The organism is Ferrimonas kyonanensis DSM 18153 (genome assembly GCF_000425405.1).
Taxonomy (GTDB): domain Bacteria; phylum Pseudomonadota; class Gammaproteobacteria; order Enterobacterales; family Shewanellaceae; genus Ferrimonas; species Ferrimonas kyonanensis.
In genome coordinates this window covers 21214-42193 of sequence record NZ_AUDJ01000002.1, presented here as the reverse complement: position 1 = coordinate 42193, position 20980 = coordinate 21214, and the positions used below count along the sequence as shown (strand labels likewise).

General features: G+C 58.8%; 15 protein-coding genes and 2 tRNA genes. 8 read left to right on the top strand and 9 right to left on the bottom strand.

Annotation, left to right across the window (positions count from 1 at the left end; genetic code table 11):
- From H598_RS23125 to H598_RS23115, 5 genes are all read left to right on the top strand, one after another.
- Nucleotides 1–216 (top strand): TIGR02450 family Trp-rich protein, encoded by a 216-nt coding sequence (locus H598_RS23125; protein WP_169629200.1) that lies wholly within the window; start codon nucleotides 1–3, stop codon nucleotides 214–216.
- Between the two features lie 299 nt (nucleotides 217–515).
- Nucleotides 516–603 (top strand) — tRNA-Ser (locus H598_RS0102815).
- A gap of 117 nt (nucleotides 604–720) precedes the next feature.
- Nucleotides 721–808: transfer RNA gene (locus H598_RS0102810), tRNA-Ser, on the top strand.
- 1822 nt (nucleotides 809–2630) lie between these two features.
- Nucleotides 2631–3077, top strand: a complete 447-nt coding sequence (locus H598_RS27090) for a prepilin-type N-terminal cleavage/methylation domain-containing protein (protein WP_051252316.1) — start codon at nucleotides 2631–2633, stop codon at nucleotides 3075–3077.
- A gap of 121 nt (nucleotides 3078–3198) precedes the next feature.
- On the top strand, nucleotides 3199–3987 hold the full coding sequence (locus tag H598_RS23115; RefSeq protein WP_051252314.1) for a Rossmann-like domain-containing protein: 789 nt from the start codon (nucleotides 3199–3201) through the stop codon (nucleotides 3985–3987).
- Between the two features lie 42 nt (nucleotides 3988–4029).
- Here H598_RS23115 and H598_RS23110 read toward each other — a convergent pair whose 3' ends face one another.
- From H598_RS23110 to ggt, 3 genes are all read right to left on the bottom strand, one after another.
- Nucleotides 4030–6045 (bottom strand): LTA synthase family protein, encoded by a 2016-nt coding sequence (locus tag H598_RS23110; protein ID WP_084144292.1) that lies wholly within the window; start codon nucleotides 6043–6045, stop codon nucleotides 4030–4032.
- 13 nt (nucleotides 6046–6058) lie between these two features.
- Entirely contained in the window at nucleotides 6059–6439 is a 381-nt protein-coding gene (locus tag H598_RS0102790) for a diacylglycerol kinase (RefSeq protein ID WP_028111650.1), read from the bottom strand.
- A gap of 391 nt (nucleotides 6440–6830) precedes the next feature.
- Entirely contained in the window at nucleotides 6831–8552 is a 1722-nt protein-coding gene (ggt, locus tag H598_RS0102785; RefSeq protein WP_028111649.1) for a gamma-glutamyltransferase, read from the bottom strand.
- 286 nt (nucleotides 8553–8838) lie between these two features.
- Here ggt and H598_RS0102780 point away from each other — a divergent pair, with 286 nt between their 5' ends.
- Complete coding sequence (locus H598_RS0102780) at nucleotides 8839–9360, top strand: GNAT family N-acetyltransferase (RefSeq protein ID WP_028111648.1); 522 nt, start codon at nucleotides 8839–8841, stop codon at nucleotides 9358–9360.
- Here the strand turns inward: H598_RS0102780 and H598_RS0102775 are convergent.
- Genes H598_RS0102775 through H598_RS0102765 form a run of 3 tightly spaced genes read right to left on the bottom strand, consistent with a single transcriptional unit; the run spans nucleotide 9343 to nucleotide 12141 of the window.
- A complete protein-coding gene (locus H598_RS0102775) occupies nucleotides 9343–9747 on the bottom strand; it encodes a GtrA family protein (RefSeq protein ID WP_028111647.1) in 405 nt (134 codons plus the stop codon). The genes H598_RS0102780 and H598_RS0102775 overlap by 18 nt on opposite strands.
- On the bottom strand, nucleotides 9725–11140 hold the full coding sequence (locus tag H598_RS23105; RefSeq protein WP_051252312.1) for an ArnT family glycosyltransferase: 1416 nt from the start codon (nucleotides 11138–11140) through the stop codon (nucleotides 9725–9727). Before H598_RS23105 ends, H598_RS0102775 begins: the two co-directional genes overlap by 23 nt.
- Nucleotides 11137–12141 carry a glycosyltransferase family 2 protein gene (locus H598_RS0102765; protein ID WP_028111646.1) on the bottom strand — a complete coding sequence of 335 codons (1005 nt, stop codon included), beginning with the start codon at nucleotides 12139–12141 and terminating at the stop codon, nucleotides 11137–11139. The genes H598_RS23105 and H598_RS0102765 overlap by 4 nt, the downstream gene beginning before the upstream one ends.
- Before the next feature lie 159 nt (nucleotides 12142–12300).
- On the opposite strand from H598_RS0102765, the gene H598_RS0102760 reads away from it, so the two are divergent.
- Nucleotides 12301–12993, top strand: coding sequence for a response regulator transcription factor (locus H598_RS0102760; RefSeq protein WP_028111645.1), 693 nt, complete (start codon nucleotides 12301–12303; stop codon nucleotides 12991–12993).
- Between the two features lie 29 nt (nucleotides 12994–13022).
- Complete coding sequence (locus tag H598_RS0102755) at nucleotides 13023–14246, top strand: sensor histidine kinase (protein WP_035415156.1); 1224 nt, start codon at nucleotides 13023–13025, stop codon at nucleotides 14244–14246.
- On the opposite strand, the gene H598_RS26340 is transcribed toward H598_RS0102755, so the two are convergent.
- The 3 genes from H598_RS26340 to H598_RS0102740 are packed head-to-tail and all read right to left on the bottom strand — an operon-like array spanning nucleotide 14243 to nucleotide 20979.
- The gene (locus H598_RS26340; protein ID WP_028111643.1) at nucleotides 14243–15259 is read right to left on the bottom strand and encodes an HD-GYP domain-containing protein; all 1017 of its coding nucleotides are present in this window, start codon (nucleotides 15257–15259) and stop codon (nucleotides 14243–14245) included. The genes H598_RS0102755 and H598_RS26340 overlap by 4 nt on opposite strands.
- On the bottom strand, nucleotides 15260–19942 hold the full coding sequence (locus H598_RS26725; RefSeq protein ID WP_051252311.1) for a response regulator: 4683 nt from the start codon (nucleotides 19940–19942) through the stop codon (nucleotides 15260–15262).
- 11 nt (nucleotides 19943–19953) lie between these two features.
- Nucleotides 19954–20979 (bottom strand): DUF2860 family protein, encoded by a 1026-nt coding sequence (locus H598_RS0102740; protein ID WP_028111642.1) that lies wholly within the window; start codon nucleotides 20977–20979, stop codon nucleotides 19954–19956.
- Nucleotide 20980: the final 1 nt, after the last annotated feature.

Here is a 20980-nt window from a genome sequence, read left to right as displayed (position 1 = left end):
ATGAACGTATTTCCTGAAAGCCAGCTTCACCTGAGTAAATGGACCGCCTACAGCGCCGTCAATGACGACACCCACTTCTGGGTCACCTACACCTTTACCGACAGCCACGGCCACGTCACCCGGGTTGGCCTGCAGGGGGTCAATAACCGCATGCCGGTGGAACTGCGTACCGAAGAGCTGCAAAACTCCGACCGCTGGCACATGGGGTGGGTCTGATCCGCCCCAACGCTCCCGTTAATGCTGCAGCCGCTGGCAAAAACCTGAGAAAATTCAACCGAAGCGGCTAAAACCAAGGCAAACGGCCACAAACTCTTACATTGCTTCTTGACCCTCACCAACTCAGCCCGTAAAGTACGCCCCGTCTTCAGCGATACGTCGTTCAAGACAAACAATTTGGTGAGGTGTCCGAGTGGCTGCACGCAGCGCAGCTTAATCACGCCACAGGCGGGATTCTCAGCCACCAAAAATCACCGAAACAGAGCACGGTTGGCTCTCAAAACAAAAACCCAAAATTTGGTGAGGTGTCCGAGTGGCTGAAGGAGCACGCCTGGAAAGTGTGTATACGGCAACGTATCGAGAGTTCGAATCTCTCCCTCACCGCCATATTTGGTTAGGTGTCCGAGTGGCTGCACGCAGCGCAGCATAATCACGCCATAGGCGGGATTCTCAGCCACCTGGCATAGAGTTTGATTGAGCTCTTAAAACTCTCAATTGAAAATTGGTTAGGTGTCCGAGTGGCTGAAGGAGCACGCCTGGAAAGTGTGTATACGGCAACGTATCGAGAGTTCGAATCTCTCCCTAACCGCCATATAAACAAAAAAGCCCCTGCACGAAGTGCGGGGGCTTTTTTGTTTATGCGCGTTGTGGAGATCTTGGTTCAAACTCTTCAGTTCGCAACGGAGCGAAGCATGAGCGCAGTAACGCCGAAGGCGATCATCTCTCCCTGATTCGGCGGCACGGCGGTAGTTTATGGCTCCGCAGTTCCCCTTCACTCCGTCGCCCTTGCGAATGCGAGGGCCCAGCGGCTTTGACCTTGATACCAGATACAGACGCTGGGTACCCGCGTGCGCGGGCACGACGGAGAGCGTTTTAGGTTGGCGAGCGCAACGACCGGCATCGAGCTCTACCGACACCGCAATCACTGCTCGCTTACTACCGCTCTTCCTTAATCACTCCGTCGCCCTTGCGAACGCGAGGGCCCAGTGACTTTAACCTTGATACGAATTACAGACACTGGGTACCCGCGTGCGCGGGCACGACGGAAGGATGGATTAACCCACAGTCGCAATCGAAATGTCCCACGAACCTTCAGCCTGAAAACCTCATAACCTGGTGGCGACCTGAGCCCCCCGCTAGCACTGCATTCCAAACGTGTCGCCCTTGCGAACGCGAGGGCCCAGCGGCTTTGATCTTGATACCAGGCACAGACGCTGGGTACCCGCGTGCGCGGGCACGACGGAAGGATGGATTAACCCACAGTCGCAATCGAAATGTCCCACGAACCTTCAGCCTGAAAACCTCATAACCTGGTGGCGGCCTGAGCCCCCCCGCTAGCACTGCATTCCAAACGTGTCGCCCTTGCGAACGCGAGGGCCCAGTGACTTTAACCTTGATACGAATTACAGACACTGGCTACCCGCGTGCGCGGGCACGACGGGAAGGGTGTTTAAGGTTGGTGAGGAGAACAACCAACTCCGAGCTGTACCGACACTGCAATCACTGCTCGTTTACTACTCCCCCTCCCCTATAGCACCGTCGCCCTTGCGAAGGCGAGGGCCCAGCGACTTTAACCTTGATACAAATTACAGACACTGGGTACCCGCATGCGCGGGCACGACGGAAGGGTGTTTGAGGTTGATGACGGTAACGACCGGCAACACGGTCTGCCGACACCACAATCACTGCTCGTTTACTACTCCCCCTCCCCTATAGCACCGTCGCCCTTGCGAACGCGAGGGCCCAGTGACTTTAACCTTGATACCAGATACAGACGCTGGCTACCCGTGTGCGCGGGCACGACCGAAGGGTGTTTTAGGTTGGCGAGCGCAACGACCGGCATCGAGGTCTGCCGATAGCGCAATCACTGCTCGTTTACTCCTCCCCCTCCCCTATAGCACCGTCGCCCTTGCGAACGCGAGGGCCCAGTGACTTTAACCTTGATACCAGATACAGACGCTGGCTACCCGTGTGCGCGGGCACGACCGAAGGGTGTTTTAGGTTGGCGAGCGCAACGACCGGCATCGAGGTCTGCCGATAGCGCAATCACTGCTCGTTTACTCCTCCCCCTCCCCTATAGCACCGTCGCCCTTGCGAACGCCAGGGCCCAGCGGCTTTGACCTAGATACGAATTACAGACACTGGCTACCCGCATGCGCGGGCACGACGTATGGGTGTAGCACAGACACTGGGTACCCGCGTGCGCGGCCACGACGAAAGGGTGTAGCACAGTCACTGGCTACCCGCCGAGCGGGTACAGCGAAAGCGGTGTGACACGGACTCACCGCGGCTCCATGGATTGGCGCAATGAATTTCAATGCATTAGAATCACAGTCGCCTGCAACACTCCGCCAGAACATCGCCGCCAATGCTGTGGTAGAACGTATGCCCTTCGGCCGCAATAAGGATCCTTCATGACTCGAACACCCTCCAAAGGCTTTACCCTTATCGAACTGGTCATCGTGATCGTGGTCGTTGCCATCCTTGCCGTGATTGCCGCCCCCAAGCTGATCGACCTAGCCGATGATGCGGAGATGGCCACCTTCGAGTCGCTGGGCTCTGCCTTGATTGCTGCCGCCAACATGGCCCACTACAAACAGCGGGCTGCGGGGCTGCAACCCAATGACAGCATCGAAGTCAACGGCGTCCAGATCGCCATGATCAATGGTTACCCCACCGATGCCGCCATTGGCCTACTGGTGGATACCGATGGCTTTACCTATCAACCCAGCACCGGCTGGTTTGTGTGGATCCCTTCGGGCAACAACCTGTGCCGACACGACTACAACTATGCCGGATGGAGTGGAAACCCGACACCGGATAAGCCCTACGTGGTCATTACCCGCAGCGGCTGCCAATAATCCGGGCCGTTAGGTTCGCCAGCGCCCTACCTCTGAGCCGATAAAAAAACCGGTTCACCGCTCTCGGTTCTCACATCTAATACCTTGTATTATCAAGGTACATTTCTTCAGGTAAATTGTTATGGAAGCCATCTATCACGGCGTAATGCAGGCCCTGGGGCCGCAACAAGCGCCGGCCATCAAGGCCATTCACATCGCCAATAACGACCTCGACTCCAACCCCAGCGCCAAGTTTGGCGCCATTGAGTTGGCCGACGGCACCATCGGACTGACCTACACCAAGCTGGGCGATGCCCTGGAACAACTTCAAGACCCGTCGCACTACCAACATTTCTGCCAGCAACCGGTTACCGAGCTGGCCAAGCTGTACCTGGCCGATGAGCCCTGGCAGCGGGTGTTGGGGACCGGGGCGTTGAATGCACTGAGCCAGTGGTTGCTGCAACAACAGCAGTATCAGTATCCAGATGCCGCCGATACCCTTGAGTTACTGAAAATCGACAACGGCGACAGAGTCGGCATGGTGGGGTACTTCCCGCCTCTGGTCGCCGCCCTGACCGAGCAAGGCACCCCGGTGACCGTGATCGAACTGAAGCCAGAATTGGCGCGGGAAGAAGGCACGCTTAAGGTGACCATGGATCCCAGTGAGTTACAGCACTGCCAGAAGATCCTGATCACCGGCACCACGGTGATCAACCACACCCTGTCCTCCCTGCTGCCCCATTGCCAGCAAGCGGCTCAGGTGGCACTCATTGGTCCCAGTGTCGGCTTATTGCCTCAGGTGCTGTTTGATCTGGGCCTGACCGCCATCGGTGGCCGAGTGATCCTTGACGGGCCGCTTTTCCTGGAGCGCTGGCAACAGGGACAGAAATGGAAAGGCGCGGCGCAGCGCTACAGCCTGACCGCACAATAGTCCCCACGACGCCATTGGCTGGCCACCTCACCAGTGCCGACGCTACTCGGCACTCATCGCTGCAATGGGCGCGGCGGTAGGGGCACTGCGCACCTTAGCCAAGGACACCATGCCGCCATAGAGGCTATTTTGGTAGGCAAGGCTACCCCAAAGGGCATTGGCCAGCGCCGTGCGTTGCATCTCCTGCGGCACGGGCGCTGCGGCCGGCAGCAGTTCGGTGGTGTCAGGGTGGTAGACAAAACTCTGAGCCTGACGCTGCGGCTGGTAAATCACCACATCATTGTCGGCATTCATCCAGGCGAAATTCTTATAGAACTGCATGATGGCCCGCTGCTTATTACGAGGTACCGGCTGAGTGAGATCGTGACCGATCATCGGGTGCTCGGCATCCACGCCAATCAATGACAACAGCGTCGGTGCCAGATCCAACTGGCTGGTCAGGCGCTGATCCTGGCGAGGCTCAATCCCCTCTCCCACGATCACCGCCGGAATGCGGAAATGATCAATCGGCACCAGCTGATCCCCCCAGGCCCGGGAATCGTGATCCGCCACCACCACAAACACCGTATCCTGCCAATAGTCCGACTGGCGGGCTTGTTTGAAGAACTCCCCCAGGGCCCAATCTGAATACTTAGCGGCATTTTCCCGAGTTTGAGCCGGTTGATTGTAAGGCTCGATGCGCCCCGCAGGGTAATCGTAGGGACTGTGGTTGGAGGAGGTAAACACCAGGCTGAAGAACGGCTGGTCGTTCTGGCTCAGCGCCGTAAACTGCTGATGCGCCTTGATGTACAGATCTTCATCGGACGCCCCCCAGGCCCCTTCAAAGTTCATCTTGTCGAAGGTGGGAAAGTCCTGCATGTCTTCAAAGCCATTCCCCAGGAAGAAGCTCTTCATGTTGTCAAAGTGGCTCTCGCCACCATAGACAAACTGAGTATGGTAGCCGCGGCTCCTGAGCAGATCGGCAACGGTAAAGAACCCCTTCTGACTCTTGGTGAGTTTAACCACCGAGCGAGCCGGGGTCGGCGAAAAGCCGGTCACTACCGCTTCGATGCCTCGCACCGATCGAGTGCCGGTGGCGTACATGCGGTTGAAATTCCAGCCCTGGCGGGATAAAGCATCGAGGTTGGGCGTCAGCGGCAACCCACCCAGGGCGCCGACGTAACGGGCTCCCAGGCTCTCCTGCAGCAGAATCACCAGGTTTTTTGGCTTGCCCTGATAGCTGGCCGGGTGCCTGGCCAGCGACGGCATCGCCTCGGACAAAAACTGTCCGGGTTCGATGAGAGTCGATGCTCGCATTCGCTCAATAATCTCGGCTCTGGCCATGGTGGGGTAGTGCTTAAAGGCGCTGTCTTCCGACTCCATCTGTTTATAGGCGAACAGCATGGAGTACGCCGAATTCAGAGTCAGATCATTGATCAGCGGATCGGTGGAAAATGCCACCAAAGCCGGATTTAAAGGGCGATGCCCCAGAGTCGAACGGGCGCCGCCGACGCCCACTGCCACCACCAGCAGTGCCAATAACGGACGCCAGTACCATCGAGGCAGGGTCAAGCTTTGGGTCCAATCGCCGCTCCAGCGCCACGCCAGTCCCAGAGTCAGGCTACTGACCACCACGCCAATGGCCAGCTCCAGCTTATAACCGCTCCAGAGCATGCCAAACACCTCGTTGGGATAGATGAGGTACTCGAAAAACAGCCGGTTGGGGCGCACATCGTATTCCAGAATGAAACTGGGGGTGGCCACCTCCATAAACACCACAAACCACACACTGGCCACCAATATCAGCCGCAATAATCGCAGCCAGTTGCGGCCAATGACGCCGTTGCCCGCCAACAATGTGGTTAACAACGCAGGCAGAATCAACAGGTAACACAGGGAGGACAGGTCAATGCGCAGACCGCGCAGCAGGATTCGAGACCAGCCATCGGCTTCGGCCACCCTGTCTGCCTGCCACACGGCCAGGCCGAGTCGGGACAGGGTCATCACCAACAGACAGATGCCGAAGGTGACCGCGATGGGGTACAACACCCCGAATGAAGTTTTTATTTTTCTTGTCATGATGCTATCGCCGTTATTGTTGGTATTTTTGCAACAGCCCAAGCAGCACCACGGCCCAGGTGGCCACCGCCATGATCAGGGTAAACAGCACCGCCGCTGACCCCATGTCCTTGGCCTGCCCGGACAGTGAGTGGTATTCGGCGCCAATGCGATCAACGACCGCTTCGATGGCAGAATTGAGCAGCTCCACCACCATCACCGCCACCAGAGCACCAATCAGCAACAAGGATTCGACCGGGGACACCGGCAGCCACAGAGCCAGAGGCCCCAGCACCAGAAAAGCCACCACCTCCTGACGGAAGGCGGCTTCACAGCGCCAGGCGGCGCGCAGGCCGAGCCAGGAGTAACGGGTGGCATGGATTAGACGGCGGACGCCAGTTTGACCAGGTTTCAAGACACTACTCAGCAAGTTGTTGCAATCGATAGCGAATTGTAGCCCTGAGGCATGAAAAAAAAGTGTAAGTGGAAGTAAGGGAGTGTCGTCAGGGCGTCATGTTAGCTTCTGACAGAAAAGCAAAAAGCCCCCGATAGGGAGCTTCTTGTGCGTGAAATATCTATGCACAACCGAAACCGGTTGTGTGGTGTGCATCCTTGCGGGTGGGGAGTGTGCGCCTATCCCCGTTTCGCCTCCAGAAAAAAAAGGATTTTCAGTACAAAATCGTGCATAAACTCACATTCAACTTTAAAGTGCGAAAAACCTCCTAGAACAGCAATGTTTTTGTCACACTTTTGAAAAAATTGCGTTAGGGGAATCCGGTTCTGCGACTCCCCTGCCCGCGCGCCATTCAGTAACCCAGGGTTGCCGCCCCTCGACGGCGAGGATCGGACGCTCCCAGCAACCCTTGTTCGGTAACCATGATCGACTGAGTGCTGCCCATGGAAGCCTTCACCTTCACTTTATGCCCCATGGCTTCCAGCAGGCGCTTGGTATCCGGATTCAGGCTTTTTTCGGCACGAATTTCATCCGGCCACCACTGGTGATGAATCCGGGACGCCGCCGTGGCTTCGGCGACGTTCATCCCATGATCGATGACGTTCATGATCACTTGCAGGGTGGTAGTGATGATTCTCGAACCGCCGGGACTGCCGGTCACCAAAAACGGCTGTTGCTGTTTCATCACTATGGTCGGGCTCATGGAACTCAGCGGACGCTTGCCCGGCTGGACCTCGTTGGCTTCGCCACCAATCAGGCCAAAGCCATTGGGCGTGCCGGGTTTGGCGGAAAAGTCATCCATCTCGTTGTTCAGCAAAATGCCGGTGCCTTGCGCCACCAAACCGGAGCCATAACTGAAGTTCAGGGTATAAGTGTTGGACACCGCATTGCCCCACTTGTCCACCACCGAATAGTGGGTGGTCTGATCGCTCTCGTACGGAATCGGATTGCCGGGCTTAATGTCGCTGCTCGGGGTCGCCTTTTCGGGATTGATGGTGTCGGCCAACGCCCTGGCATAACGACGGCTGGTCAGGCCCGCGACCGGAACCTGAGTAAAGTCCGGGTCCCCCAGATACTCGCTACGATCGGCGTAGGCGCGGCGCATGCTCTCTGCCATCCAATGCAGAGTTTGGGCACTGTTGGCCCCCATGCGACCAATGGGCTGCTGTTCCAGCATGTTCAACATCTGAATGATGTGCACACCACCGGATGACGGTGGCGGCATGGAGATCACCTCGTAGCCACGGTATTGGCCCCGCACCGGTTGCCGCTCCACCGCCTGATAGGCCGCCAGGTCGGCCTCGGTCATCACACCGCCGGCCTGGCGAACCGACAACGCGATCTGGCGGGCGGTTTCACCTTTATAAAAACCATCACTGCCGTGCTCGGCAATGCGTTTCAACGAGCGGGCCAAATCCGCCTGAACCAGGCGTTCACCGGCCTGGTAGTCACTGCCGTCCGGGTGATAAAACACCGGGCGAGTACTGGGCCATTGCCACAGGCGCCGCTTCAGTCCCTGCAGAGAACTGCTCAGATCCGGGGTCACCGTAATCCCCTTTTCAGCCAGCTCAATGGCCGGAGCGATCACCTGTTTCAACGGCAGGGTTCCGTAGTTTTTCAACGCCAGTTCCAGCCCTCGAACGGTACCGGGCACCCCCACCGCTAGCCCATGCTCTCGAGACAGTTTGGCCACCGCCTCACCCTGCTCATTCAAAAACATGTCACGATGGGCCCTGGCCGGGGCCATCTCCCGATAATCGATGGCCACATCACGGTTGCCCTCGGCCTGGTGCAGCAGCATAAAACCACCGCCTCCCAGGTTACCCGCCCGCGGCAAAGTTACCGCCAAGGCAAAGCCCACCGCCACCGCCGCATCGACGGCATTGCCGCCCTGACGCAGGATCTCGACCCCCACGGCGCTGGCCAGCGCTTCCTGGCTGGCCACCATGCCATTGGCCGCCCACACCGGATGGGCAACATCCATGTGGCTGTAGATGGAAGGCTGATCAGCCTGAACCGATTGCGCTCCCAGCATCAGCGGCAACGCCACCAACGCCGACAACAGGGGTTTCATCACCATTTTCACTCTTTAGTCCTTTCTGCCATTCCCGCTTCGCGCCGCATCTTCGGCCCAGCCGTAATGGCCGTGGTCGGGATCCTTCAAGATCCGTCCATCATATCGATTTTTTTAGGGATTTCAGCAACGGCTTAGGATTAATCGCCGCTAACTTATGCCAGAGCGGCTATCGCAATACTCACAACAAAGAGCGGAAAGTGGGATCGGACTCGAGTATTTGAGTCTTGCTCATTATCCCGGCGCTGGTTAGTCTGAATGTCCATCACAATCAGGGGTATACCGGATGATACTGGACACCGAACGACTGAGAATCCGCAAGTTAACCGTCGACGATGCACCCTTCTACCTGAGTCTACTGAATCAGCAGAGCTTCATCGACGGCATCCATGATAAAGGCGTACGCACACTGGAGCAGGCACAGGAGCATCTGCGTCAGGGGCCCATGGCCAGCTACCAGGATCATGGCTTTGGCATGTACCACCTGAGCCTGAAAAGTAACGGCACCCCGGTGGGGATCGCCGGCCTGCTGCAACGTGACGGCCTCGACCATCCGGACATCGGTTACGCCATCAGCGATACCTACTTTGGCCTGGGCCTGGCCACCGAAGCCTGTGAAGCGATCATGATCTACGGCCAACAGGCTCTGGGACTGGGCACCATTTTGGGGGTGGTTGCAGAAGACAACCTGGCCTCGCGGCGGATTCTGGATAAGTTGGGACTGGAATCCCAGGGCAGCATCGAACTGACCCCGGGGGAAGAGCTGCTGTTGTATCAACCTAAACGGCCGTCAAGGCGACCGCGCTGATTCGGCAAAGACCCAGCGACTGCTGAGCAGATAATTCGACAGGGTGCCGGCACCGATGCCGGCCACCAGTGCCGCCCAGGGGGCCAACGACCATGGACTCAGCAGCGTCAGAGTCCATGAGAACAGGGCAAAGTTGGGCAGCGCCGACATCAGCGCCGCCGTCAGGGATTTCAACCACTGACGGCTGGCGTCCTGCGGCGGACGCTGGCGAAAGGTAAACCAGCGGTTGCCGGCCCAGGTGGTCGAGGCCGCCGCCAGAAAGGCCAGCACTCGGGCCGGGTAAGGGCCCCACTCCAACCCCAGTGTCAGCGCGCTGAACAGCGACACGTCCACCACGAAACCGGTTCCCCCCACTAGGGCGAACTTAATCCAGGCTGGCCAGCGCATCGGGGCCACACTCCAACAATTGACGCTTCAGCTTCACCGTCTGCACCCGACAACTCTGCCGCGGCAATGACAGCTGCTGCCAGGACTGGCTGGACGGCATCACTAGAGAGTAGCGCCCCTGTTGCTGATTCAGGCGGGCCAGATCCGCCTTTTGGGCGCGGCCATCGGAATAGAACTGACCAGAGAAAGTGCGCTTGCCATAGTACAACAGCGGCAACGCCGGGTTGGCCTCGCTGGCCAGCAGCGCCTTGTCGCTGCGCTCATCCCCCACCTTAAGGTTTAACACCCCGGTGGCCACCAGCAACAACACTGGCATGGTGACCCCGACCTTAGCCAGCCAGGCCTGATCCGAGTCCTTGGCCAACGACGCACACAGCAGCGCCAGCGACGGAATGCCGGGTAGCACGTAGGCCGGCAGGATGTTGCCCGCCATGGTAAACAACACCATGGGTGAGATCAGCCAACACAGCAGAAAGCTGCGCCACCCCGATGGCGCCGGTTGCCGACTTGGCTGACTGCGGCGACCGCGCAGATACAACAGCGGCAGAATCAGCGACCAAGGCAGGGCCGCCGCCAGCCAGAACAGCCAGATGGTGCCGCGAGGTTGATCATGGGCACTGCCGTACAGGTCGCCGGTCCAGCCACTTTCGACGAAGCGCAGGAAGTGTTCCCCCACCAGGAAGTAGTTTAAAAAACCGGGTGTGGCCTGTTCCGCCGCCAGGTACCAGGGCGCGGCGATCACCAGCATGGCACAGGTGCCCAGCAACAGTGGGAACCGTTGCCACAGCACCCGAAATGCCCCCAGTCCATGTTGAATCAGTAGCCAGGGCGCCACCGCCAGTCCCATCAATACGATCACCAGTGGCCCTTTGGCCAACAAACCAATGGCCAGCCCGGCAAAACCGAGATAGCCGGCCCGATAGTGGCCTTGCCAGCCCAGATAGAAGCCCAACATCGCCACCGTCATCCCCAGGGTCAGCGCCATGTCGGTCATGACCGCGCCTGAAGCCACACTGAAGATGGCACAGGTCGCCAGCACCATGGCCGCCAGCAGCGGGTTTTCTCCCTGTCGACGCGCCATCCAGGCCACCAGGCCGACCACCGCCAATCCAGCCAGCCAATGGGGCAGGCGCAAAGCAAACTCGGTCATGCCCAGCATGGCGGCGGAACCCGCGCTCATCCAGGTATGCAGCGGTGGCTTGCCCCAGAAAGGCACGCCGAGATCAAACTGGGGCGTAAGCCAGTTGCCGGTGTCTACCATCAGTTTCGCCATGTAGCCATAGCGGGCTTCGGTGGTGTCCATGAGCGGGTAAAGCCCCAGGGACAACAAGCGCACCGCCAATGCCAGCAGCAGAACGGTCAGTAACGGGTTACGACAAATCCAGTTTTTCATCGGCGCGCCTCAAGGGATACGACCGTGTCCAGGCCTTCTTGGTGGGAGACTTCACGAATCAGATACTGAGGCCTTTGCTTCACTTCCATCACCACCCGGCCCAAGTACTCGCCGATGAGGCCCAGCGCCAACAGTTGAATGCCGCCAATCAGCAGTTGCACCACCATCATCGACGGGTAGCCAGACACCACCTCGCCAAAGGCCAGGGTCTTAACCACCACCCAGGCTCCGTACAGGAAGGCACTCAACGCGGTCAGCAATCCACACCAGGTTGCCAACCGCAGCGGTCGAATGCTGAATGAGGCGATGCCGTCCATCGCCAGGGCAAACAACTTGCCGTAGTTCCACTTGGTTTCACCCACAGCGCGAGGATCGCGATCGAACTCCAGCGTCACCTGCATGAACCCCGGCCAGGCGAACAACCCCTTCATGTAGCGGTTGCGCTCTGGCAACTGATTGATGTGATCCACCACCTGGCGGCTCATCAGCCGAAAATCACCGACATTCTCCGGCACCGGCACCTCGGATGCCCAGTTCATCACCTTGTAGAAGCTGGCCGCCGTCATTCGCTTAAACCAGCTCTCCCCCAGGCGGGCACGTCGCTTCATGTTGACCACGTCGGCGCCTTTGCGCCAGGCCTCCATCATCTGCGGAATCAGCTCCGGCGGGTCCTGAAGATCCGCATCCAACAGAATCACCGCCTGACCACGGCACTGTTGCAACCCGGCACTCATGGCGGCTTCTTTGCCGAAGTTGCGACTCAGGGTGACCCCCACATGGTCACTGCTGGATTCCGGCAGTTGCTGCACCAGCTGCCAGCTGTTGTCGTTGCTGCCGTCGTCCACATAGATGATCTCACAGCGCTCCACAATGGCATCCAGTACCTCAGTCACCCGCTGATGGGTGTACGCCAGTCCCTGGCTCTCATTAAAGACGGGAATGATCACCGACAGCACGATGGGCCGGTCATGATGGCGTTGTTGAGGCCGGGCTTTCAGCATGTTGCACCCCTGAAGTTCAGATAATTAGCGTGCCAATGCCACGCAGGCATTGCAGAATGACCGTCATTATCCGAAGCCGCCGTGAAATAATTGTCATCGACATTTTATCCACATCAACGGCATCATACTGAGTCACACTGATACAAATCCGGGCGCTCAATGGAAGATTTAAGCAACACCAAGATTCTGCTGGTGGAAGACAACCGCGAAATTGCCGGCATCCTGTTCGATTTTTTTGAAGCCAAAGAGGTGGAACTGGATTACGCCGACAACGGCGAACTGGGGTTGAAGCTGGCGCTGGAGACCCATTTTGATGCCATCATTCTGGATCTGATGTTGCCAAGAATGGACGGTTTCGAGGTATGCCAGCGGCTGCGCGACCAGGGCAAGAATACCCCGGTACTGATGCTGACCGCGCTGGACAACCGTCAGGATACCCTGTCCGGTTTTAAGCAGGGCGCCGACGACTACCTGACCAAACCGTTCGACCTGGACATTCTTGAAGCCCGGCTGCTGGCGCTGGTAAAACGCTTTCGCGGCACTCTGGCCGCCAGCAAACTGACGGTCGGCGACCTGGAGGTAGACCAGAAAACCCGTAAGGCCCACCGCCAGGGCCAGATGCTGGCACTGAACCCCACCACCTTTAAGATCCTGCACGTGCTGGCACAGGCCGCACCGGACGTGGTCAGTCGCGACCAGCTGACGGAAGCGATTTGGGGTGACCAGCCTCCCAGCAACGATGTGCTGCGCAGCCACATCTATCAATTGCGCAACCAATTGGATAAGCCCTTCGCCCGGGCCATGCTGGTCACGGTACCGAAAATTGGTTTTCGACTGGATGACAGCCTGTGATACGGCATCGACTCTCTAACGTCCGCACAATGACCTCGCGGTTGATGGCGGCATTTTTCGTCATGAGCATTGGCATCAGCTTCACCATGATGAGCCTGTTCAACACCGCCCTGCACTGGGGAGAAGATGCCGTCAACGAACGGTCGCTGCAGATTTCCAAAGACGTGGCCATCGCCCGCTACCTCACTGGCGCCAGCGGTCCGCTGGAGATCGATCGCATCACCTTCGCCTACGACAACACCGACGACGTACCCGATTTCATTCCCGATCGGCTGCGGTTTGCCGGTCATGCCCTGGAGGAGCTGATCGACGACGATCTGGGCTCCATCTACGTGCTGACCACCGAGTTTGTGAAGCACGGCCATACCCAACCGCTGATTCTGATTGCCAAAACCGAGCAGGTAGAGGTGACCGATCGGGAGACCGTGCTGCTCAATCTGCTGATCATCGCCGCCACCATCGGCATCATGCTGGTGGCCGGAGTGATCGTCTACCTGCTGTCTGTGCGCCTGATTCAGCCGGTAAAAGAGCTTGGGGATCAACTGGCGGCACTGAACAACGACACCCGCACGCCGCTGAGTGTGCCAGAATCTTCGGCAGAAGAGTTTGTGCAACTAACCGACGCCTTCAATGCCTACCGCCACCAGCTGGATCTGTTGATCCGCCGCGAACAGGCATTCGCCCGTTACGCCAGCCACGAACTGCGCACGCCGCTGACCATCGTCCGCGGCGCCGCCAACCTGCTGAACCACTCCGACAAACCGGAGTTTATCGGCCGTCAGCAGAAACGGATTCTGACCGCCACCGAAGAGATGCAGACCATGGTGGATGCACTGCTGTCGATGGTGCGCTATGAAAAGAATGAGCATCATCTTGAGCCCCGTCACCTTGAAGAAAATGAGCTCAGGGCCATTATCGAACATGAGCAAACCGGGGCCGACAACAAGCACGTCGGCCTGCAGCTGAGCCTGACTCAGGCGCCGCTGATTAAAGCCGAGCCGGCGGTGGTGAGGATGATCATCGGCAACCTGCTGCGCAACGCCATCGCCGCCACTGAGTCCGGCGAGGTCAAGGTCTGCGTCGACGCCGAAGCGCTGGAGGTGCGGGACCAGGGACCGGGATTGAATCAAACCCACTGCGGAGGCCACGGCCTGGGACTGTTGATTGTCGAAGACCTGTGCCAACGCTACCACTGGCGGTTCAGCCTGACCGACATCGACGGCGGAGGCTGCTGCGCCCGGATTGAGTTTTAGCCGGCAAACTGGTCACGAATGGCCAGGATCTCCGGCAGACAACGCTGAAACAGCTGCACCAGCTGCGGATCGAAATGGCTGCCGGCATTGTCGACGATGAACGCCACCGATTCCTGCACCGGCCAGGACGGCTTATAGGGGCGCTCCGAAGTCAGGGCATCAAACACGTCGGCGATGGCCACAATGCGCGCCGACAAGGGGATGTCGGTGCCGCTGAGGCCGGCGGGGTAACCGCTGCCATCCCACTTTTCATGGTGGGTCAGGGCAATTTCCCGGGCCATCACCAGTAACTCCGAGGTGTGTTGGCGCAAAATGTCGGCGCCGTATTCAGAGTGGCGCTTCATCTCCTGCCACTCCTCCCCTTCCAGCCGGCCAGGCTTACGCAAGATGGCATCGACAATGCCGATTTTACCGATGTCGTGCATGGGCGAGGCGTTGAACAACAGGTCGACCCAGTGCTCGCTGACGTCCAGCTGCTGGGCAATCAGGCGCGAATAGTGGCTCATGCGGATCACGTGCATGCCGGTCTCGTTGTCTTTGTATTCCGCCGCCCGGCCCAGTGTCTGAATCACCGACAGCCGGCTCTGATTCAACTCTTCCGTTTTCTCCGCCACCTGCCGGGTCAGTTCCCGGTTCTGATCCGACAACGCCAGATGGGTGTGCACCCTCGCCCGCACCAGAGACGGATTGATGGGTTTGGTGATGTAATCCACCGCCCCCAGCTCCAGTCCGCGGGTTTCATCTTCGACGGCGATCTTGGCGGTCACGAAAATCACCGGGATGTGGGCGGTAGTGGGATCCTTTTTCAGCCGCTCGCAAACCTGATAACCATCCATCTTCGGCATCATCACGTCCAGCAGAATCATGTCCGGTCTGGGCGTACGGGCCACGATCTCCAACGCCTTATGGCCGCTGGTGGCGGCCTTGACCTTGTAGTCGTTACGCAGCACGGAGCTGAGTAGATTGATGTTGTCAGGATTGTCGTCGACCACCAGGATGACGGGGTTGTCCACTTACTCCTCCTCCAGCGGCCACCCCTGCGACAGTGCCAGTTTTCTCAGCAACGCCAGGGCCCGCTCGAAATCAAACTGTTCCACCGCCTCGCCAATCTTAGCCAAGCGCCGTTTCAAGCCCGGTTCCTTTATCTGAGCCAGCAATTGATCAATCCGATCCACTGCTTCTGTGTCGTCATCCTTGAGAAGGGATTGCAGCGCCCGCAGTTGTTGCAGCCGCTGCTCAGTATCAACCTCTATTAGTGTAGACTCGACCGGCATCTCCGTTTGCAGAAAGCGCTCAATCTGCTGGCACAACGGCGCCAGCACCGTCTGCAACCGCTGCGCCAGCGACAACAGCTGGTCCGAAGGTTCCGAAGCCAGGCAGGCCTGCTCCAGTCGATCCGCCAGTTGCTGAACCTGGTTGGCTCCCAGATTGCCCGCCACCCCTTTCAGGGTATGGGCAAACCGAGTGGCCTCGTCCCGGTCCTGCTGCAGCAGTTGCTCAAACGGCTGTGAAAACTGGCCGTGATCCCGAACGAAGTGACTAAGCAGTTTATGCAACAAACCGGTGTTACCCAGGGTAATGGTCTGCAGATGGTCGGTATCGATGCCGGGCTGCAAAGCACTCAATGCCATGGCGGGTTCGGCTGGCGACGATGGCACCGATTGCGGATCCCGACCAATCCAGCGGGCCAGGGTGGCAAACATCTCCTCCACGTCGATGGGCTTGCCGATGTGATCGTTCATGCCCGCCTCTCTGGCCCGCTCCAGATCCCGGGCCATCACATTGGCGGTCATGGCGATGATGGGCAAGGTTTCAAACTCCGGCCGCTGACGAATCGTCTCGGTGGCCCGGTAGCCATCCATCACCGGCATCTGCACGTCCATCAGCACCACGTCAAACTCGTCGTCGTGCTGCAACCGCTCGACCGCTTGCTGACCGTCGCCGGCCACCTCGACCTTCAGACCATTTTGCTGAAGCAGTTCCCGCGCCAACTCCTGGTTAAACTCGTTGTCCTCCACCAGCAGTACCCGTGCCCCCTGCAGGCGCGGCAACGAGTCCTGCATCTGGCTGCGCTTATCTAACTTACGGTTGTGGCGCACTACCGCCTCCCCCCGGGCCTCGCCGATGGCATCGAGCAAGTTGGAAGGGGTGATGGGCTTGCTCAGCACCGCATCCAGCTGCTGGCCGTTGTCCAGCCCTTCCTGCATCGCCTCTTCGCGGCCGTAGGCGGTGACCATGATCACCTTAGGCTCCGACTCCAGCCCACATTGACGCATGCGGCGAATGCAGCCGAAGCCATCGATGCCCGGCATCTTCCAGTCCACCAACAGCAAATCAAAGTGACGGCCCAGCATCAGCTTCAGCGCCTCATCGGCTGCCGGCGCATCCTCCACCTCCAGGTCAAAATTCTCCAGCATGTTCACCAGGATGTTGCGGGCCACCGGATTGTCGTCCACCACCAGGGCGGTCAGCTGCCGCAGTTGATTGCGATCGTAGCGGGCCCTCGGTTCGGCGTTTGTCTGCACCTCCAGGTGAACGGTAAAATTGAACACACTGCCCTGCTGGGGCTGACTCTCCACCCAGATCTCACCGCCCATCATCTCGGTCAGGGTCTTACTGATGGTCAGCCCCAGGCCGGTACCACCGTACTTGCGAGTGGTGGAACTGTCCGCCTGGCTAAAGGCCCGAAACAATCGCTGTCGCTGAGCCGGGCTCATGCCGATGCCGGTATCGCGCACCGAGAACAGCAATTGCGCCTGGCCCTGAAACTGCTCCTGCAGGCGGATGGCGACCACAATCTCGCCGCTGTCGGTAAACTTGATGGCGTTGTTTCCCAGGTTGGTCAGGATCTGCCCCAGACGCAGGGGGTCGCCAATCAGGGCCTGAGGCACATCCGGGTCCACATTAAACAGCAGCTCCAGCCCCTTCTCTTCCGCCTTGAGGGCGATCAGGTTGCTGAGATTGCTGAGCACATCGTCGAGGTAGAACGGAGTGGATTCCAGCGTCATCTTGCCCGCTTCAATTTTCGAGAAATCCAGGATGTCGTTGATGATCCCCAGCAGCGCTTCCGCCGAGCGGTGCACCTTGTCGATAAAGGAGCGCTGTTTGCGGTTCAGATCGGTCTCCAGCGCCAGGTAAGACATGCCGATGATGGCATTCATCGGGGTACGAATTTCATGGCTCATGTTGGCCAGAAACTCACTCTTGGCCAGCGAAGCGTTTTCCGCCTCTTCCTTGGCCTGAGCCAGATCCCGGGCCATCGCCTTACGGGCGGTGATGTCGCTGAACACCACCACCGCCCCGATGATCTCATCCTGCTTCAGCACCGGATGGGCGGCAAATTCCGCCGAAAAAGACTGGCCATTGCGCCGCACCAGCAGTTGATCGTCAATCTGCTCCTTCAGGCCCTGTTTCAGGGTTCGGGCCAGTGGACTCGGGGCCACCGGCCCGGCAGCCTCGGTGGTCGGAAACAGGATCGGCTCTATGGGTTGCTGCAGCAACTCGGCCTCCTGATAGCCCAGCATCGCCAGCGCCGCCGGATTGACGAAACTGACCCGGCCGTTGTTCTCGATCCCCAAAATCCCCTGCCCCACCGAGCCGAGCAGCAACCGTACCTTCTCCTCCGACAGCGACAACTCCAGGGTGCGCTGCTTCACTCGCCGATCCAGCGATGCCTTGGATCGAGCCAAACGAGCATTGGCATTTTTTCCCAGGTTCAGGGTAAACAGGATCGCCGCCACCGCGAACAGCAAGGTCACTCCCAGCACCAGCGCCATGGTATTTTTCAGGGTGTTGTAAGACATCAGGGCTTCGGCCTCGTCCATCTCGGTCGCCAGCCCCAGCCCCAGTTTATCGCTCCATTTCCACACCCCCACGACCTTGACGCCGCGATAGTCCCTATAGCCCTGAATCGATGCCCCGCTTTGACCCAGGGCGATACTGGCCGCCATTCGGGTCAGGGGCCGCTTACCGGAGCGAACCGGTTGACCCTGGGTCAGATCCCGGCCCGGATCGCGCACCTCGATGGCGCGCATGCTGGGCTGACCCGGAGCCAGCAGCCCGCTCTCTACCAGCGTTTGTTCGAAACGACTGCTGGACAGCAACAACCCGCGCTTACTCAGGGCGTAGGTTTCGCCGGTTTCGCCGACCCGGCCGGTCTGAATGATGGCGTTAAAGCCCTTTATCGGGTCGAGCCGCTCCGCCAGCACCGCAATCACCTTGCCCTGGCTGTTAAAAATCGGCATCGCCACAAACATGGTGAAGCCACTATCGCCGATGTCCGACGGCAGCGGCGGAATGAACAGACTTTGCCCCGCCAGCAACTGAATAAACTGTCGAGTCTTGGCACTGGCGATGATGTTGCGTACGCCGATGTTTTCATCCCTGACCGCCGCCAGGCTGGTGCCATCCGGGGCGATGACGAAAAAGCCGAGATCACCGAGAATGCTGTTCAGGGCCGCCAGTTCCACCCGCACCGCAGCCAACTCCTCAGACTGAATCAGAATCTGCGGGTGGCGGGGTAAGGCCAACAACCGTTCCACCAGTTGGATAAACTCCTGCTTTCGGCTCATCAGCGCCAGCGCCTGCTGACGACTGCTGACCTGGTTTTCCAGGCTCTCCTGCACCGAAGTGGCAATCACATCCAGAGAGATAAAGGTGCGGTCCTGCAGCACCCGCTTGTTGTAATCGAGCATCAACAGGCTCATGGCGATGACAAAGGTCACAAACACCCCCAACCCAATCAGCACCATATGGCTGAATCGGGGCGAACCAAACTGCAGTTCGGCCCGCTCGGAACGAGCATAACGGGCCAGCAGCTTGGTGACCGCGAACAACAGGGCGATGATGGCCACCAGCCCACCCACCAGCCATTGCAGATTGAGGTAGGCCGATTCCTGAGGCTTCTCCTCGGACACCCCGGTAACCAACCACTGATTCTGAATTGAGCGCATCTCCTCGGCGCTGATGGTGTTCAGCCCCTTCTGGAGAATGGACGCCAACTCCGGGGCCGCGACTCGGGAAATGATGTGCAGGGGAATGTCTTGAAAGGCGTGTTGCTGCAACCCTTTCAGGCCACCGACCATGGAATCGTTGAGAGCTTGCTCCACCACGATCTGAGACTCAAAGGTGGCATCGACCTCGCCATTGAGCACCATATTGATGGCTTGCAGCAGATCGTCCGCCGGTACCAGCTCGATATCGGGAAAACGCTTGGCCACCCGCACCCAACTGGTGTAGCCCCGTACCAATGCCAGTCGCTTGCCGTTGAGATCGTCAAACGACTGAATCGCGTCATTGCTGGCTTTAACGTACAGAAACTCCTTTATCTCGTAGAATGGCTCACTGAAGATGCCAAACGCCTCCCGCTCTGGCAGATGAAAAATCGCCGGAATAATATCGATTTCATCGTTTTTCATGCCATCCAGCAGCGCCAGCCACGGCCGGGATTCGTAGCGGAAATTCAGTCCGGTTCGAGTCGCGATCAGCTCCATGTAACCGGCAGCCAGGCCGCCAATCTGACCGTCCTGCTGGCTGAAGGACAATGGCGCCCACTCTTCAACCCCCACCACCACCGTCGGGTTCTGAGCCATCCAGGCCCGCTCCTGCACCGTCAGGGTCACCGTAACCCCGGGCGGGGGCTGAGCCCAGGCCGAAGAGCACAGCAGAATCAGGCCACACAACCATACTCGCCCCATGGCCGCCGCCCCTAATGAAAGCGGTACAGTAGCGATACGTTGGCTCCCAGCAGATCGCTGTCGTAGAAGTCCACCTTGGCGCGGCTGTCAAAGTACATCACCCCTAAGCGCAGATCCCAGTGGTTAAGATCAAACAGACGGTGCACAAACAGGTTGCCGCTGATGCCATACTCATCGGCATCGGCTTCGCGTTCATAGATGGGGTTGGCCTCATCGTAGTCGCGCTCACCAAAATAACCGCTGAGGGTGCCGCTGATGCGATCGCCCCGGTAGACGTAGGTCAGCTGCACCCCCTTAGTCTGGCCACCGTTGGCATCGCCGTCGCTGTCGCGCTCGATGTACAGCAGCGCCGGCGTCAGGTGTTGATTCTGAGACAGTTTCCAGTGAGCAAACAGATCCAACCGGTGCCGATTGCCATCCCGCTGCAACTGCGACGCCTGTTGCGGGGTTAGCCGCCCCATCAGTGTCAGTTCGGCGCCGCTCAGTTCCTGATCGACGTCGATGCGGCGGTAGCTGTAATGCACGCCGATGGTGGAATCGGCGATGTTGTCCCAGCCAAGGCGAAATCCCTGGGAGTCGCGATCGGTTTTGCTGCGCGGACTGTCGACCTGGAATGGGTCTTGCCACACCTCATTGGGCACGGCGGAAAACAGGTAGGCGAGCGAACCGATGCCCCAGGATCCGAACTGACGCCGCACCCCCAGCTGTTCACTGAAATCCAGCCGCACCATGTCCTGCACCAGATTACCGAAAAACAACTGGGTCTGATGCTCGGCAAAGGTGTAGCGCAGGTCCACCAGAATTTCCGGTGCGACCTGGCTGTCACTGGCGGGGGACGATTCCAGCCCCCGACTCTGTTGATTATCAAAATCGACGAAGCGGTTGCCGGTAATGAAGTTAGAACTCAAATCAAAATAGGTCGCCCCCGCCCCCAGATAGCCACTCCAGCCACTCTGTTTCGGCAGGTGCAAGGGATCGCTGGCCAGCGCCGTTCCCCCGCCCATCAACATCAATACCGCAGTCACGGCTCGTAACATG

What these genes read in the sequence shown, in the direction of transcription:
- H598_RS23125 (WP_169629200.1), top strand. Translation starts at nt 1, where the DNA reads ATGAACGTATTTCCTGAAAGCCAGCTTCACCTGAGTAAATGGACCGCC.
- H598_RS27090 (WP_051252316.1), top strand. Translation starts at nt 2,631, where the DNA reads ATGACTCGAACACCCTCCAAAGGCTTTACCCTTATCGAACTGGTCATC.
- H598_RS23115 (WP_051252314.1), top strand. Translation starts at nt 3,199, where the DNA reads ATGGAAGCCATCTATCACGGCGTAATGCAGGCCCTGGGGCCGCAACAA.
- H598_RS23110 (WP_084144292.1), bottom strand. Translation starts at nt 6,045, where the DNA reads ATGACAAGAAAAATAAAAACTTCATTCGGGGTGTTGTACCCCATCGCG.
- ggt (WP_028111649.1), bottom strand. Translation starts at nt 8,552, where the DNA reads ATGAAACCCCTGTTGTCGGCGTTGGTGGCGTTGCCGCTGATGCTGGGA.
- H598_RS0102780 (WP_028111648.1), top strand. Translation starts at nt 8,839, where the DNA reads ATGATACTGGACACCGAACGACTGAGAATCCGCAAGTTAACCGTCGAC.
- H598_RS0102775 (WP_028111647.1), bottom strand. Translation starts at nt 9,747, where the DNA reads ATGCGCTGGCCAGCCTGGATTAAGTTCGCCCTAGTGGGGGGAACCGGT.
- H598_RS23105 (WP_051252312.1), bottom strand. Translation starts at nt 11,140, where the DNA reads ATGAAAAACTGGATTTGTCGTAACCCGTTACTGACCGTTCTGCTGCTG.
- H598_RS0102765 (WP_028111646.1), bottom strand. Translation starts at nt 12,141, where the DNA reads ATGCTGAAAGCCCGGCCTCAACAACGCCATCATGACCGGCCCATCGTG.
- H598_RS0102760 (WP_028111645.1), top strand. Translation starts at nt 12,301, where the DNA reads ATGGAAGATTTAAGCAACACCAAGATTCTGCTGGTGGAAGACAACCGC.
- H598_RS0102755 (WP_035415156.1), top strand. Translation starts at nt 13,023, where the DNA reads ATGACCTCGCGGTTGATGGCGGCATTTTTCGTCATGAGCATTGGCATC.
- H598_RS26725 (WP_051252311.1), bottom strand. Translation starts at nt 19,942, where the DNA reads ATGGGGCGAGTATGGTTGTGTGGCCTGATTCTGCTGTGCTCTTCGGCC.
- H598_RS0102740 (WP_028111642.1), bottom strand. Translation starts at nt 20,979, where the DNA reads ATGTTACGAGCCGTGACTGCGGTATTGATGTTGATGGGCGGGGGAACG.